The 13,709-nt window shown below is 66.4% G+C and carries 13 protein-coding genes; 7 read left to right on the plus strand and 6 right to left on the minus strand.

Annotated features, from left to right (window positions below; genetic code table 11):
- Positions 1–35: 35 nt before the first annotated feature.
- The 4 genes from rplI to rpsF form a co-directional block, all read right to left on the minus strand.
- On the minus strand, positions 36–629 hold the full coding sequence (gene rplI / locus QX041_RS06070; RefSeq protein ID WP_315826786.1) for a 50S ribosomal protein L9: 594 nt from the start codon (positions 627–629) through the stop codon (positions 36–38).
- Between the two features lie 49 nt (positions 630–678).
- Positions 679–1,629 (minus strand): hypothetical protein, encoded by a 951-nt coding sequence (locus tag QX041_RS06075; protein ID WP_315749948.1) that lies wholly within the window; start codon positions 1,627–1,629, stop codon positions 679–681.
- 132 nt (positions 1,630–1,761) lie between these two features.
- Complete coding sequence (gene rpsR / locus QX041_RS06080; RefSeq protein ID WP_008963441.1) at positions 1,762–2,001, minus strand: 30S ribosomal protein S18; 240 nt, start codon at positions 1,999–2,001, stop codon at positions 1,762–1,764.
- Between the two features lie 5 nt (positions 2,002–2,006).
- Complete coding sequence (gene rpsF, locus QX041_RS06085) at positions 2,007–2,468, minus strand: 30S ribosomal protein S6 (RefSeq protein ID WP_315712423.1); 462 nt, start codon at positions 2,466–2,468, stop codon at positions 2,007–2,009.
- Between the two features lie 372 nt (positions 2,469–2,840).
- Between rpsF and fabD the strand changes: the two genes are divergently transcribed.
- The 7 genes from fabD (at position 2,841) to gmk (ending at position 9,978) form a co-directional block, all read left to right on the plus strand.
- Positions 2,841–3,800 (plus strand): ACP S-malonyltransferase, encoded by a 960-nt coding sequence (gene fabD / locus QX041_RS06090; protein WP_315712421.1) that lies wholly within the window; start codon positions 2,841–2,843, stop codon positions 3,798–3,800.
- Positions 3,801–3,834: 34 nt separating this feature from the next.
- Positions 3,835–4,572 (plus strand): 3-oxoacyl-[acyl-carrier-protein] reductase, encoded by a 738-nt coding sequence (fabG, locus tag QX041_RS06095; protein WP_172109347.1) that lies wholly within the window; start codon positions 3,835–3,837, stop codon positions 4,570–4,572.
- A 437-nt stretch (positions 4,573–5,009) separates the two neighbouring features.
- Positions 5,010–5,249 carry an acyl carrier protein gene (locus QX041_RS06100; RefSeq protein WP_006610957.1) on the plus strand — a complete coding sequence of 80 codons (240 nt, stop codon included), beginning with the start codon at positions 5,010–5,012 and terminating at the stop codon, positions 5,247–5,249.
- 221 nt (positions 5,250–5,470) lie between these two features.
- Entirely contained in the window at positions 5,471–6,736 is a 1,266-nt protein-coding gene (fabF, locus tag QX041_RS06105; protein ID WP_315712404.1) for a beta-ketoacyl-ACP synthase II, read from the plus strand.
- Positions 6,737–7,013: 277 nt separating this feature from the next.
- On the plus strand, positions 7,014–8,303 hold the full coding sequence (gene mltG, locus QX041_RS06110; protein WP_315767262.1) for an endolytic transglycosylase MltG: 1,290 nt from the start codon (positions 7,014–7,016) through the stop codon (positions 8,301–8,303).
- Between the two features lie 124 nt (positions 8,304–8,427).
- On the plus strand, positions 8,428–9,315 hold the full coding sequence (locus tag QX041_RS06115; RefSeq protein WP_315712651.1) for a YicC/YloC family endoribonuclease: 888 nt from the start codon (positions 8,428–8,430) through the stop codon (positions 9,313–9,315).
- 3 nt (positions 9,316–9,318) lie between these two features.
- Positions 9,319–9,978, plus strand: a complete 660-nt coding sequence (gene gmk / locus QX041_RS06120; protein WP_172109343.1) for a guanylate kinase — start codon at positions 9,319–9,321, stop codon at positions 9,976–9,978.
- 12 nt (positions 9,979–9,990) lie between these two features.
- Here gmk and QX041_RS06125 read toward each other — a convergent pair whose 3' ends face one another.
- The gene (locus QX041_RS06125) at positions 9,991–12,258 is read right to left on the minus strand and encodes a hypothetical protein (protein WP_316164703.1); all 2,268 of its coding nucleotides are present in this window, start codon (positions 12,256–12,258) and stop codon (positions 9,991–9,993) included.
- Positions 12,259–12,639: 381 nt separating this feature from the next.
- The gene (locus QX041_RS06130) at positions 12,640–13,698 is read right to left on the minus strand and encodes an alcohol dehydrogenase (RefSeq protein ID WP_315712400.1); all 1,059 of its coding nucleotides are present in this window, start codon (positions 13,696–13,698) and stop codon (positions 12,640–12,642) included.
- Between the last annotated feature and the right edge of the window lie 11 nt (positions 13,699–13,709).

The following is a 13,709-nucleotide window of genomic DNA, read 5'->3' on the forward strand; positions in this document are numbered from 1 at the left end:
GGGAGCCGGGCTTTTCCGCAAATGGGCTGGCGCGCTTACTGCTGCGCAGGCTCGCCGGCAGCGCCCTCGTCCTGGGCCTCCGGATCGAAGAACTCGCCGGCGGCGGCAATCGCTTCGGCGGCGGCGTCGCGGTCCTCCTGGCGGGTCGAGATGTCCTCGCCGCGCTTGATGCGCTCGGCCTCGTCGGCGCTGCGGGCGACCGTCACGGTCACCGAGGTCTCGACCTCCGGGTGGATCGCGATGGTGATCGTCTGCTTGCCGATCGTCTTGATCGGGGCGTCGAGCCAGACCTGCGGCCGGCTCACGGTGATGCCGTCGGCGGCGAGGGCGGCGACGATGTCGCGCACCGAGACCGAGCCGAACAGCTGGCCGGATTCGGAGGCCTGGCGGATGATGACGATGTCGCGGCCGTCGATCTTCTCGGCGACCTTGGCCGCCTCGCCCTTGGCCTTGATGTTGTTGGCCTCGAGCTCGGCCTTCATGCCCTCATACTTGGCCTTGTTCTCGGCGGTGGCCCGCAGCGCCTTCTTGCGCTTCAGCAGGAAGTTGCGGGCGAACCCGTCCTTGACCTTCACGATCTCGCCCATCTGGCCGAGCTTGGCGACACGTTCCAGCAGAATGACTTCCATCGATGTTCTCCTTGTGATGTTCGGAAGCGGTTGGTGTGAGATTGAACTTTTACGGCACCGGCAAAGGCGGCGGCTGCCGCGGGCCGTAACGGTGACGGAGGTCGAAGGCGGCGTCGGCGAGGCCGAGGACGATCATCGCCAGCATGGGGATCGGCCAGATGAAGGTCAGCATCAGCGCGTAGGCGAGACCGAGCCAAAGCGGCCGGGTGCGCAGCGGCAAGGTCAGCGTATGCAGGACCGCGAAGCCGGTGAGCGCATAGGCGGTCAGCAGCGCTGCGGCGGCGATTCGCGCCAGCATGCCGATCAGCCCGCCCGGGAAGCAGAACGCGATGATCGCAAACAGCGCCGGCAGCGTCATCAGCGGCAGCTTGGTGTCGCGCAGGCGCGGCCATGGGCGCATCAGCCGGCCGGAGATCGCCGTGATCTTTGCGGCCGCCAGGACGTTGAGCGACAGGATCGTGGTCATGATCACCGCGGCCATCGGCGGCGCCATGAAGACCAGGATCTCGACCAGCCGGGGAATGTCGACCGCATCGGTCGACGTGACGGTATTGCTGAGCACGCGCGACAGCAGCCGCCTGAGACCCTGATTGGTGGCCGTCATGTCGGTGCCGAAGGAGAACGCGGCAATCAGCGCTGCGATCACCGCGATCCACAGCAGGATGTTGCCGGGCGGATACCATTCGATGCCATCCTGGCCGGACGGGCTGGTCGTCGGACGGCCGAGCAGGACGAGGTGGCCGAGCCACCAGGCCGGCAGCGTCACGGAGACGGCAAAGGCGAGAGCGCGATCGAAGCCGAAGATGGCCAGCACGCAAGCGGTTGCTACGAGACCGCCGATGACGGCGCAAAGCCGGCCCCAGGCGATTGCAGCGACGAGCAGCGGCACGGGCGCGAGCAGCGCAAGCACGAGCGCCGTCATCACGCCCGATCCGGTCGAGGCGAACATGACCGCGGAGGCAGCGCCTGCCGCGAGCGCGATGAGAAGCGTTCCGATCATCAGCTGTCCCGCTCCCTTCGAGCGGTTAGAGGCGCCTTCGCCCCAACCATCGGCGACCGGACGACCCGGAAGCCTTATGAGAATTCAACGGAAGGAGCCGGCGGCGCGGGGCCGCCGGTCCGAGGTCCGCAATCAGCGGATGACGTAAGGCAGCAGGCCGAGGAAGCGGGCGCGCTTGATGGCGCGCGCGAGTTCGCGCTGCTTCTTGGCGGACACGGCCGTGATGCGGCTCGGCACGATCTTGCCGCGCTCGGAGACGTAGCGCATCAGCAGCTTGGAGTCCTTGTAGTCGATCTTCGGCGCGTTCGGCCCGGAGAACGGGCAGGTCTTGCGGCGGCGGAAGAACGGGCGACGTGCGGGGGCTTCAGCCATTGATCTTACTCCTCGTCCGCAGTTTCTTCGTCACGGGGCCGGCGCGGGCCGCGATCGCCACGGTCACCGCGATCGCCACGGAAGCCGCCGCCATCGCGCTCACCACGGAAGCCACCGCCGCGGTCGTCGCGCTCACGGTCGCGATCGGCCTTGCGCATCATCGCCGACGGGCCTTCCTCGAGCTCGTCGACGCGGACGCTGAGGTAGCGGATCACGTCTTCGCTGATCCGCTCCTGGCGCTCGATCTCGGCGATCGCCGCGGACGGCGCGTCGATGTTGAGCAGCACGAAGTGGGCCTTGCGGTTCTTGTTCATGCGGTAGGTGAGGGAGCGAACGCCCCAATTCTCGGACTTCGTGACCTTACCGCCGAGACCTTCGACGATACCGGTCATCTGAGCCGTCAGTTCTTCCACCTGCTGGGTGCTCGCGTCCTGACGCGCGAGGAATACATGCTCGTAAAGCGGCATGGCTGTCCTTTCCAAGTTGGCGCAAATCCCGGCGTCAAGCCCTTCGAGACCTTGTGGAAAGGACTCGCAGACGTCAGCTCAGAAGGCGGGAACACGGGACGACGGGCCGACTGGCCCTGCCACATCAAAGTCACCAGGACAGCTTGGAGAGGTTAAATCCCCAAGGTTGAGCAAGGTGAGTTTGCTGGGACCGTCCGTTCAGCTCCCGGCTCGGGATCCACGGATGGCGCGCCTTATACCGATTTTCGGGGCCAAGGCAAGGGAAAGTGGTCGAATTGCGCCCGTCACGTGCTTGACATCACAGGGCCGGCCAGTGTCTTTCCGGCCAAAGTTACTCAATTCCAGGGATTTTGGAACGTTCAGGGGGCGGCCATGACGGCAGCATTCACTTTTCCGGGGCAGGGGTCCCAAGCCGTCGGCATGGGCAAGGCGCTCGCCGACTCCTTCCCGGTGGCTCGTTCGGTGTTCGAGGAGGTCGATGCCGCCCTCGGTGAGAAGCTGACGACCATCATTTGGGAAGGTCCGGCCGAGACCCTGCAGCTGACCGAAAATGCCCAACCCGCTCTGATGGCGGTCTCGATGGCAACCTTGCGGGTGCTGGAAACCGAAGCCGGATTCTCGGTCGGACGCGACGCCGCCTTTGTCGCAGGTCACTCATTGGGCGAATACTCGGCGCTGGCCGCCGCCGGCAGCCTGACGATTGCGGATACTGCCCGCCTGCTGCGCACCCGTGGGCTTGCCATGCAGAAGGCCGTTCCGGTGGGCGTCGGCGCCATGGCCGCGCTGCTGGGGATGGATTATGAGGCGGCTGTAGCGGTCGCCGAAGAGGCGGCCCAGGGCGAGGTCTGCCAGGCCGCCAACGACAATGGCGGCGGCCAGGTGGTGGTGTCCGGCAACAAGGCCGCCGTCGATCGCGCCGTCGAGATCGCCCGCGCCAAGGGCGCGAAGCGCGCCATGCTGCTGCCGGTCTCCGCGCCGTTCCACTGCAAGCTGATGCAGCCGGCGGCGGACGTCATGGCGGAGGCGCTGTCCAAGGTCACGATCAAGGCTCCGGCCTCGCCCCTGGTCTCGAACGTACTCGCGGCGCCGATCAGCGATCCCAACGAGATTCGCCGTCGCCTGGTCGAGCAGGTCACGGGTACGGTGCGCTGGCGCGAATCGATCGCATATATGGCGGGCCAGGGCGTGACACGGTTCTTCGAGATCGGCGCCGGCAAGGTGCTCAGCGGCCTGGTCAAGCGGATCGCGGATGGTGCGGTCGGCGTCGCCGTCGGCGGCCCGTCGGATATCGTGGCCGCGAAGGATGCGCTGGCCGCGGCGAAAACGTCGTAAGTGGCCGCTTGGAAGCGGCATTGAGGAGAGTTGGATGTTCGATCTGAGTGGCAGGACCGCGCTGGTGACCGGCGCGACCGGCGGCATCGGCAACGCGATCGCGAAGGCCTTGCATGCCCAGGGGGCGACCGTTGCCGTTTCCGGCACCCGGCGCGAGGTGCTCGAGACCCTCGCCGGCGAGCTGGGCAGCCGTGTGCATGTGCTGCCTTGCAACCTGTCCGACGCGGCCGAGGTCGAGGCGCTGGTGCCGGCCGCCGAGCAGGCGATGGGGCAGGTCGACATTCTCGTCGCCAACGCCGGCATCACCCGCGACAACCTGTTCGTGCAGCTCCGCGACGAGGATTGGGACGAGGTGATCAAGGTCAACCTGACCGCGACATTCCGTCTCTCGCGTGCCGCCACCAAGCTGATGATGCGCAAGCGCTTCGGCCGCATCATCGCGATCACCTCGATCGTCGGCGTCACCGGCAATCCGGGGCAGGGCAATTACACGGCGTCCAAGGCCGGCATCATCGGCATGATCAAGACGCTCGGCGCCGAATATGCCAAACGCGGCGTGACCGCCAACTGCATCGCACCCGGCTTCATCAAGACACCGATGACCGACGCTCTGAACGAGAAGCAGCGCGAGTCGATCCTCGCCAAGGTGCCGGCGGCGCGGTTGGGCACGCCGGAGGACATTGCTGCAGCTGCGGTGTACCTCGCCTCCAACGAGGCGGCGTATGTCACGGGGCAGACCATCCACGTCAATGGCGGCATGGCCATGATCTAGGCTCTGCCGTGGCTCGGAATGCGGCGAAAAGACGTCGCGACCACTATACCGGGCCGTGTGGTCAATGATTCGCGTGTATGGTAACCGGGCAGCTGATCGGGGCACGAAGAACGCCATTGCAGGATTTCCAAACCCTGTATATTGGCGGGGCGAGCTGCCATCGTTCGCCGGGCCTCCGTCGGCTGGTGCTGCTGATCCGGGTTCCTGTTTGAGCGCTCTGGATCGGAGGCGTACCGGCCTCATGGAGAGTGTGGATTGGAGTTTGTGAGTGGCCCCGTTTCCGAAGTTTTCGGACCGCAAGTCGTCCGCCAAATTTCGGTAAAGGGGCGCTGCGGGGCAAATCTGGTTTTGCGCGATCGCGAAGGAAGTTTAGCGGCCGGGGTGATGCGGATCATCCGGGGGTCGGGTCTTAAAGGAACAAGCACGAGGTTTGAACGATGAGTGAGATTGGCGAGCGGGTTAAGAAGATCGTGGTCGAACACCTTGGTGTCGAGCCCGAGAAAGTGGTCGACAACGCGAGCTTCATTGACGACCTCGGTGCTGACAGCCTCGATACGGTCGAGCTCGTCATGGCCTTCGAGGAAGAGTTCGGGTGCGAGATTCCGGACGACGCCGCGGAGACGATCCTGACCGTCGGCGACGCCACCAAGTTCCTCGAGAAGAACGCCAAGAGCTGACGCTCCGGCGAGAGTTGCGCGAAACCGGCCGATCCGTCTTGTGCGGTCGACCGGTTTCTTGCTGTTGGCGGCGTCGTGATGAGCCGTCATCTGGCGGTCGGCGATGGACGATTCGGACGCGCTGCCCGGCCAGAACGTGTTACTCGAACAATTGACCCGAGGTGCGGCGACGGCCGTCAGCCGATGCACAAGCGCTCAAGGTCGGGTCTGGAGAAACGAACATGAGGCGGGTTGTCGTCACTGGCCTTGGCATGGTTTCGCCGCTTGGCTGTGGTGTGGAAACGACCTGGCAGCGCATCCTTCAGGGCAAGAGCGGTGCGCGCTTGATCGAGTCGTTCGAGGTCTCCGATCTTCCCGCCAAGGTGGCCTGTCAGGTGCCGCGCGGCGATGGCTCCGACGGCACCTTCAATGCCGACCAGTGGATGGAGCCGAAGGACCAGCGCAAGGTCGACGATTTCATCATTTTCGCGATGGCTGCGGCGCGTCAGGCGCTCGATGACGCCAACTGGCATCCTGCGACGGAAGAGGACCGCTGTGCCACCGGCACGCTGATCGGGTCCGGCATCGGGGGCCTCTCGGGCATTGCCGACACTGCGATCCTCCTGAAGGAGCGCGGTCCGCGCAAAGTGTCGCCCTTCTTCATTCCTGGACGTCTGATCAATCTCGCCTCGGGCTATGTCTCGATCGAGCACGGGCTCAAGGGTCCCAATCATTCGGTCGTCACTGCGTGCTCGACCGGCGCGCATGCGATCGGCGACGCCAGCCGCCTGATCGCGCTCGGCGATGCCGATGTCATGGTCGCCGGCGGCACCGAATCGCCGATTTGCCGAATTGGCATGGCCGGGTTCTGCGCGGCGCGCGCGCTGTCGACCGGATTCAACGAGACGCCCGAGCGCGCGTCGCGCCCTTACGACAAGGATCGCGACGGCTTCGTGATGGGCGAGGGCGCCGGCGTGGTCGTGCTCGAGGAGTATGAGCACGCCAAAGCACGTGGCGCGCGGATCTACGCCGAGGTCTCCGGCTACGGACTCTCCGGAGATGCCTATCACATCACCTCGCCATCTCCGGACGGCGACGGCGGTTTTCGCAGCATGAGTGCGGCGCTGAAGCGCGCCGGTATCACGGCCGCCGACCTCGACTACATCAACGCGCACGGCACCTCGACTCAAGTCGGCGACGAGATCGAACTCGGCGCGGTCGAGCGCCTGCTTGGCAATGCCGCTTCGAAGATCTCGATGTCGTCGACCAAATCGTCGATCGGACATCTGCTCGGCGCGGCCGGCGCCGTCGAAGCCATCTTCAGCATTCTCGCGATTCGGGATAACATCGCCCCGCCGACGATCAATCTGGAGAACCCGTCGGTGGAAACCGCGATCGATCTCGTGCCGCATGCACCTCGCAAACGCGAGATCAACGTGGCACTGTCGAACTCGTTTGGTTTCGGCGGCACCAACGCGTCGGTGGTTTTGCGGCGCGTGGTGACCTAGTGCGGAAGGACGGATGCCGCTCGGCCCGATTGTCGCTTGGTCACGCGGATATCCGACTGCAGCCACACTAGAACCCAAGACTTCGCGTGTCTTTCGCAGGTCGGCCTTCGGCGCCGATGCGGTAAGTGGATGCGCATGGCGGTGAGGCCCGGCGAAAACACCTTTTCGCCGTATTCGATGACGAGATGACGAATCGTTAAATGGGCGTGGACTTCAGGTCGCTTGCGTTGGGGAGCGCACGGCCACGACGAGAGCGACAGGACTGAAGGTTGCATCGATGAGTGAACGGCCGCCCATCTCGCCCCGCAGCCCGCGCGCAGCGCTGGAGCCGGAACGCGTGCCGCCGCCGCCGCGCCGCTCCGACCGCGCCCGCAATCCATTCGTGGTTGTCGGCAACGCGATCATCACCTTGCTCATCCTGGCCATGCTCGGCGTGGGCGCGGCCTACTATTATGGACGGCAGATCCTGGAAGCGGCAGGACCGCTGCAGGAGGACAAGGTCGTCAACATCCCGCAGCGCGCGGGCAAACGCGATATTGCCGACGTGCTCGCGCGTGAAGGTGTGATCGACGTCAATCCGTGGATCTTCATCGGTGGAGTCTATGCCCTGAAGGCCAGTTCCGACCTCAAGCCGGGCGAGTATGCGTTCCAGAAGAATGCATCGTTGCGCGACGTGATCGGCGTCATCGTCGAAGGCAAGGTCGTGCAGCATTCGGTGACCGTGCCCGAGGGCCTGACGTCAGAGCAGATCGTGGCCCGCCTGTCCGAGAACGAGATCTTCACCGGCAGCGTCCGCGAGATTCCGCGCGAAGGCACGTTGTTGCCGGAGACCTACAAGTTTCCGCGCGGCACCAGCCGCGATCAGGTCGTGCAACGCATGCAGCAGGCGCAGAAGCGCGTGTTGGCCGAGATCTGGGAACGGCGTAGTCCGGATCTGCCGGTCAGGACGCCGGAGCAGCTGGTGACGCTGGCTTCGATCGTCGAGAAGGAGACCGGCAAGCCCGACGAGCGCAGCCGGGTGGCCGCCGTGTTCGTCAACCGGCTGAAGCAGAGGATCAAGCTGCAGTCCGATCCGACCATCATCTATGGTCTGGTCGGCGGCAAGGGCACGCTGGGCCGTCCGATCAAGCGCAGCGAGATCACCCAGCCGTCGCCCTACAACACCTATGTGATCGAGGGCCTGCCGCCGGGACCGATCTCCAACCCCGGCCGCGCCTCGCTGGAGGCGACGGCCAATCCGGCGCGCACGCGCGATCTCTATTTCGTCGCCGATGGCACCGGCGGCCATGCTTTCACCGAAACCTACGACCTGCACCAGAAGAACGTCGCCAAGCTCAGGGCGATGGAGCGGCAGACCCAGAACGACACCGTCGAGCCCGACGAGGCGCCGCCTGCCGTCGCGGGTGGCGCGGCCGATCCGGCGGCCGGAGCGACCCCACGGGCGCCCGCAGCGGCAAAGAAGCCGCCGGCCAACCGCGCCACCGGCGGAGTTGCACCGGGGGCCGCACCTGGCAACGGCGCCCGTCAGGGGGCGGCGCAGCCGAGCCCGCCGGTCGTTCAGCAATAATTTCCCACGCATGTCGGCCGCGCAGAACCGGGCTTAACATTTGCCCAAAAGGCCGTAAGGTTCGCGCACTTTCGGCGGGGGTTGAGTCTGTCCCCGTTCCCAATGTGCCGGAGACATGGACGAAATGGCGCTGTCGAGCATGACCGGCTTTGCCCGTAGCCACGGGGCAAGCGGTCCCTACTCGTTCGAGTGGGAGTTGAAGTCGGTCAACGCCAAGGGATTGGACGTCCGGGTGCGATTGCCGCAGGGCTGGGACGAGGTCGAGGCCTTCGCCAAGAAGCGCGCAACGGAAGTCCTGTCGCGCGGCACGGTCTATGCGAATCTCACCGTCAAGCGCACCGAGACCGGGTCGACGGTGCGAATCAACGAGGACGTGCTGGCTGCGGTGGTGAAGATGGCGAGCTCGCTCGCCGGCAGGATTGACGCGGTCGCACCGAGCATTGACGGGCTGCTGTCGATCAAGGGCGTGATCGAGGTGGCCGAGCCGGAGAGTGACGAGGCCGAGGACAAGGCCGCCAAAGAGGCGGCGATTGCAGGCTTCGACACCGCTCTGAAACATCTCGTCGAGATGCGCCGGCGCGAGGGCGACACGCTCGGTCAGATCCTCAATCAGCGCGTCGACGAAATCGAGGCGTTGGCGAAAAGGGCGGAGGCGTCGCCGGGCCGCAAGCCCGAGGCGATCAAGGCGCGGCTGGCCGAACAGGTGGCAGCCCTGCTCGAAACCTCCGACCGCTTCGATCCCGATCGCCTGGCGCAGGAGGCGCTGCTGATCGCGGCCAAGGCCGACGTGCGCGAGGAACTCGATCGCATCGCCTCGCACATCGCGCAGGCGCGCGAGATGCTCGGCAAGGGCGGGCCCGTCGGCCGCCGGCTCGACTTCCTCGCCCAGGAATTCCATCGCGAGGTCAACACCACCTGCTCGAAGTCGAACGACATCGAGCTGACGAACATCGGCCTGGAGATGAAGACCGTGGTCGAGCAGTTTCGCGAACAGGTTCAGAATCTGGAGTGATCCATGGCGGCTCACGACGGAAGCTTCGATGGGGTCGAGCGGCGCGGGCTGATGTTCGTGCTGTCATCGCCTTCGGGGGCAGGCAAGACGACGCTGTCGCGCCTGCTGATCGAGCGCATGTCGGGCCTGCGGATGTCGGTCTCGGCGACGACGCGTCCGATGCGGCCTGGTGAGGTCGACGGCCGCGACTATCACTTCGTCGACCGGGCGCGCTTCGAGGACATGGCCAAGCGCAACGAGCTGCTCGAATGGGCCACCGTGTTCGACAATCGCTATGGCACGCCGCGCGCGCCGGTCGAAGCGGCGTTGTCGGCGGGCCAGGACGTGCTGTTCGACATCGACTGGCAGGGGACGCAGCAACTGCGCGAGAAGGCGCGGCAGGACGTCGTCAGCGTGTTCATCCTGCCGCCGTCCGCCGCCGATCTGGAGAAGCGTCTCCACACGCGCGCGCAGGACTCCGACGAGGTCATCCGCGGGCGCATGAGCCGCGCCAGCCACGAGATGAGCCACTGGGCGGAGTACGACTACATCGTCATCAACCGCAACGTGGACGATGCGTTCGCCGAGGTGCAGTCGATCCTCAAGGCCGAGCGCCTGAAGCGCGAGCGCCGGACCGGATTGACGACCTTCGTGCGCGAGCTGCAGCGCCAGCTCGAGAGCTGAAACGCCTTCCGTCTACGCCCGCCGGCCGAGGCGCGCCAGGATGTCCTGGATGCCGTCGAGCTCATCATCCTGCTGAATGTTGCGCGGCCGCGGCCGCAGCGCCGGAGGCCGCGGAATGAAGTCGAGCGGCGGGGTCGCCGGATCCTCGAACGGCGTCGGCACGAACAGGGGACGCTGCTGCGACGGGCGCTGTGGCTGCTGCTGCGCCTGCGGTCTGTCGATAGGTAGCGCGGCGGGGATCGACGACCGCGATTCCAGGAGACTCATCAGTCGGGCCGCGGGATCATCATGCATGTGCACGACGTCCTGCTGAGCCTCGACGGAGAACTCCTCCTGCTGCGGCTCTGCCTCCAGCTCGTCTTCGGGCAATGAAAAGCGCGACTGCAGAAGGTTGATCAGCGCCGCCGCAGGATCGTCGAGCTCATCGTCTTCGGCGGCAGGGGCTTCCGACGTCATCGCGGGTCCGCCCACGGCGATGTCATCGTCAGGCTGAGGGGCCGGTTGTCGTGCCGCATGCGCGCGAAGCGTCTCGATCAGTGCGGCCGCTGGATCGGCTGGCGCCGTTGACGGCGCGCGCGGGGAGGCAGGCTGATCGGGCGTCCCGGGAACGGGCTGAGCGACGGGCTGGCCGCCACGCGGATGGTTCGTCAGGTGTTGCGACGCCTGCGTGGTCCGGGGTGCAGCGTCCGCCTGCGTTGGCGGAGCGGTCTCAGCGAGGGCCGCTGCAGCCGGATCATCGCTAGCCTCGCCGGGTTGCGTGGCGTGCCGCTTGGCCGCGCGCGACACCAGCAGCGCGGCAATCACCTTGGCGGCGTCGATCGGAGCGCCGGCAGAGGGGGACGTGGCATCGCTGCTTCGGGCCTTGCGCAGCGCCGACACGATTTCGCTGACGTCGACAGGGGCAGGTGGGGCGGCGGTCGCGGCAGCCTGCGCCGGTGGCGGGGCGGCTGGCGGCATTGCTGCGGCTACCTGGATGCGGGTGGGATTCGCTGGCTCAACCCGCTGTGCCGCCGGCCAGGGCTCGGCGGGCGCGGTCGGTGCCGCGTAGGTCGGCGAGCGCGGCGAGGCGGCTGCAGCAGCGGCGCTCGTCTGGGCTGCTGCAATCTTGGCGGCAGCGGCCTGCGCCGCGGCCATCTGGGCAGCCGTCAGTTGTGCCTGCGCCGGAGCAGCAGGCGATGGGGCCGTTGCGGCAACCGGCGATGGCGGCGCGTTGGTCGCAACGATCTGTGCCCCGGAAGGCTCGGCCCGGCGCACTGCTGCGCGATCCACCAACTCATCGACCGCCTGCCATACTGCGTCGGTGGACTGTGATCGCTGCATCTCCGCAGCCGCGTCCCAGTCGCGTCGGCGTGCGGCCACGGCCGGGTGATCCTGATGCTGGGGAGACGGCGCCGGTCGCTGCGCACGGGGGTCGATCTGGTCCGTTGAAGCGGACAGCCGCGCGCTGGCGAGGTCGAGCGCCGAAGCCGGCTGGGAGCCGCGGCTGCCGCCTGGATGGGATGGTGCCGCCGGCATGCTGCCGCGGTTCGCACGCATCCCGCCCTGCGGCGCCTTGGAGCGTGGTTTGATGCGACTACGGCGCATCCGTACTGCGTCCGCGTGCCAGCTGCCGTTGCGCCGTTGCCGCCGTCCCATCCGGCTGAGCCGATAGAGCGCGCTCGCCAGCAGTCCTGAAATCGCGAGTGCGCCGATGACCACGAGCATGAGCACGTGGATGGGCGCTTCGGGCTTGCTCGGCTTGGGTGCGATGATCGGCCCGTCGGCAGTCGGCGCCGCATTCGCGTCCGGCTCCGCATTGCCGTCGTCGGCCATTGCCGGTGGCGGCGCATCGGCCGCGATCGGGTCCGCCTGTTGCGGCGGGGCAGAGGGCCAGGGCGAGCTATCGAGGCTGCGCGGCAGGCTGGTGTCCGATGCCGTCAGCGTCGTCGGCGTGGCGAGATTCTGCGGCTTCGGCGTGCCCCGCACGGCGAGATCGGCACGCAGCCGCGGCTGCGGCGCTTCGGCGAGGGCGTCGCTGGTGCGAGCGACCGGGCCATCGGTGCGTCTCGGCGTCAGTTTAGGTGGAGCGGGCTGGGCGAAGTCCCAGGGAGTCGGCTGCTGCGCGGCCCGCATCGGTGCCGCGGCGTCACGGGTATTGCCGTTGGCGTCTTTCAGATACCAGCAACGCCGATTGGTGCCACGATCGAAACGATAGTACCAGCGTTGCGCGTCGGACTTCTCTCCCGTCGGCTCGGTCAGACATTCCTCCGCCGCCAACACGACGCGCGGCAGCACGAGCACGACGGTGCCGGCGATTCCGGCTGCAATGGCAAACGCAACTCCTGCCGTTCGGCTTGCCATTGAAGACTCCGGATACGCTTACGCAACGGCGCGTTCTCGGAGAGAAGTTGGGTGGCAATGAGCCGCAATTCCGGATTAATTCTGTCGCGATCCTTTCGTGCCCGAGTGCGGCTTTTTTCCCACAAAAGGATCCGCATCCCGTCTCGATTTTGGCCGCGCTAGCGCGCCAAATCGGTCACATCCGTGAAGATGGACCTGACTTTTCACCCTCAGGGATCCGAGGCGCGGCGCCGACAACCTCTACGTTTGTGGACAAATGATTGGCCACAGCGGCAGCGGTGCAGCACCGCCGCCGCGTGCGATGTCGCAACGGACGAGGGATCAGTTCGTCAGCACCACACGTCCGACCACATGGCCGGCGCGCAGTGCATCGATCCACTTCTGTACGTCAGCCATCGGCTCCTCGCGCATCGGCGGCGGCTTGATCTTGCCGGCGCGCGCGAGCGCCATCAACTCGTGCGCCTCAGTCAGCGTGCCGACCATGAAGCCCTCGATGGTCATGCGCTTGTACACCCATTGAACCATCGGCAGGGTGAACTGGCCGCCCATCAGTCCGGAGACGACGATCTTGCCGCCGCGTGCAACGACGGACACCGCAAAGGCCATCGACTTCTCGTTGCCGGCGAAGTCGACGACCTCGTCGAAGCCGCCCTCGGTCTCCTTGAGGATGCGCTTGATCACATCCGGCTCGGCCGGATCGTAGGCCGTCGCGGCGCCATTCTTCAGCGCGGTCTCGCGCGCGGCCGCCGAGAGGTCGGCCACCGAGATCGGTTGCTTGAACATCGCCTGCGCGAACGACAGGCCCATCATGCCGACGCCGCCGAGTCCGATCAGCAGCAGATTGCGCTGGCGCGGCCGATCCACGAGGCGCTTGAGCGCGCCATAGGCCGTTACGCCGGAGCACATCAGCGTCGCGGCCTGATTGACCGGCAGCGGATCGTATTCCAGCAGATACTTCGCATCCGGCACCAGCACGTGGGTGGCGAAGCCGCCGTCAATCGAGACGCCGAGGAAGCGCTGCTTGGCGCACAAATTCTCGTCGCCATTGGCGCAGTCGCGGCATTGGCCGCAGCCGATCCACGGAAACACTGCGCGGCGCGCGCCGATCAGTTCCTTCGGCACGTCGGGTCCGACCTCATCGACGACGCCGGCAATCTCGTGTCCGAGCGTGAAGGGTAGGGTCATGCCGCGCGTGGTGTCCAGGCGCTTGCCGCCGCCGAGATCGGCATAGCCGTCCTGGATATGCAGGTCGGAGTGGCACAGGCCGCAGCGCTCGATGCGAACCAGAACTTCCCGGCCTTGCGGCTTCGGCGTCTCGACGATGGTTTCGCACAGCGGTGCGTCGAACTTGACGAGCGACTGACGGCGCATCAACGCCATGATGAAACTCC

The sequence above is a fragment of the Bradyrhizobium sp. SZCCHNRI2009 genome, from assembly GCF_032485115.1.
In the GTDB taxonomy this organism is placed as follows: domain Bacteria; phylum Pseudomonadota; class Alphaproteobacteria; order Rhizobiales; family Xanthobacteraceae; genus Bradyrhizobium.

Coding starts and splice junctions, on each gene's coding strand:
- rpsR (WP_008963441.1), bottom strand. CDS start 2,001: ATGGCTGAAGCCCCCGCACGTCGCCCGTTCTTCCGCCGCCGCAAGACC.
- fabG (WP_172109347.1), top strand. CDS start 3,835: ATGTTCGATCTGAGTGGCAGGACCGCGCTGGTGACCGGCGCGACCGGC.
- QX041_RS06100 (WP_006610957.1), top strand. CDS start 5,010: ATGAGTGAGATTGGCGAGCGGGTTAAGAAGATCGTGGTCGAACACCTT.
- mltG (WP_315767262.1), top strand. CDS start 7,014: ATGAGTGAACGGCCGCCCATCTCGCCCCGCAGCCCGCGCGCAGCGCTG.
- fabF (WP_315712404.1), top strand. CDS start 5,471: ATGAGGCGGGTTGTCGTCACTGGCCTTGGCATGGTTTCGCCGCTTGGC.
- fabD (WP_315712421.1), top strand. CDS start 2,841: ATGACGGCAGCATTCACTTTTCCGGGGCAGGGGTCCCAAGCCGTCGGC.
- gmk (WP_172109343.1), top strand. CDS start 9,319: ATGGCGGCTCACGACGGAAGCTTCGATGGGGTCGAGCGGCGCGGGCTG.
- QX041_RS06115 (WP_315712651.1), top strand. CDS start 8,428: ATGGCGCTGTCGAGCATGACCGGCTTTGCCCGTAGCCACGGGGCAAGC.
- rplI (WP_315826786.1), bottom strand. CDS start 629: ATGGAAGTCATTCTGCTGGAACGTGTCGCCAAGCTCGGCCAGATGGGC.
- rpsF (WP_315712423.1), bottom strand. CDS start 2,468: ATGCCGCTTTACGAGCATGTATTCCTCGCGCGTCAGGACGCGAGCACC.
- QX041_RS06130 (WP_315712400.1), bottom strand. CDS start 13,698: ATGGCGTTGATGCGCCGTCAGTCGCTCGTCAAGTTCGACGCACCGCTG.
- QX041_RS06075 (WP_315749948.1), bottom strand. CDS start 1,629: ATGATCGGAACGCTTCTCATCGCGCTCGCGGCAGGCGCTGCCTCCGCG.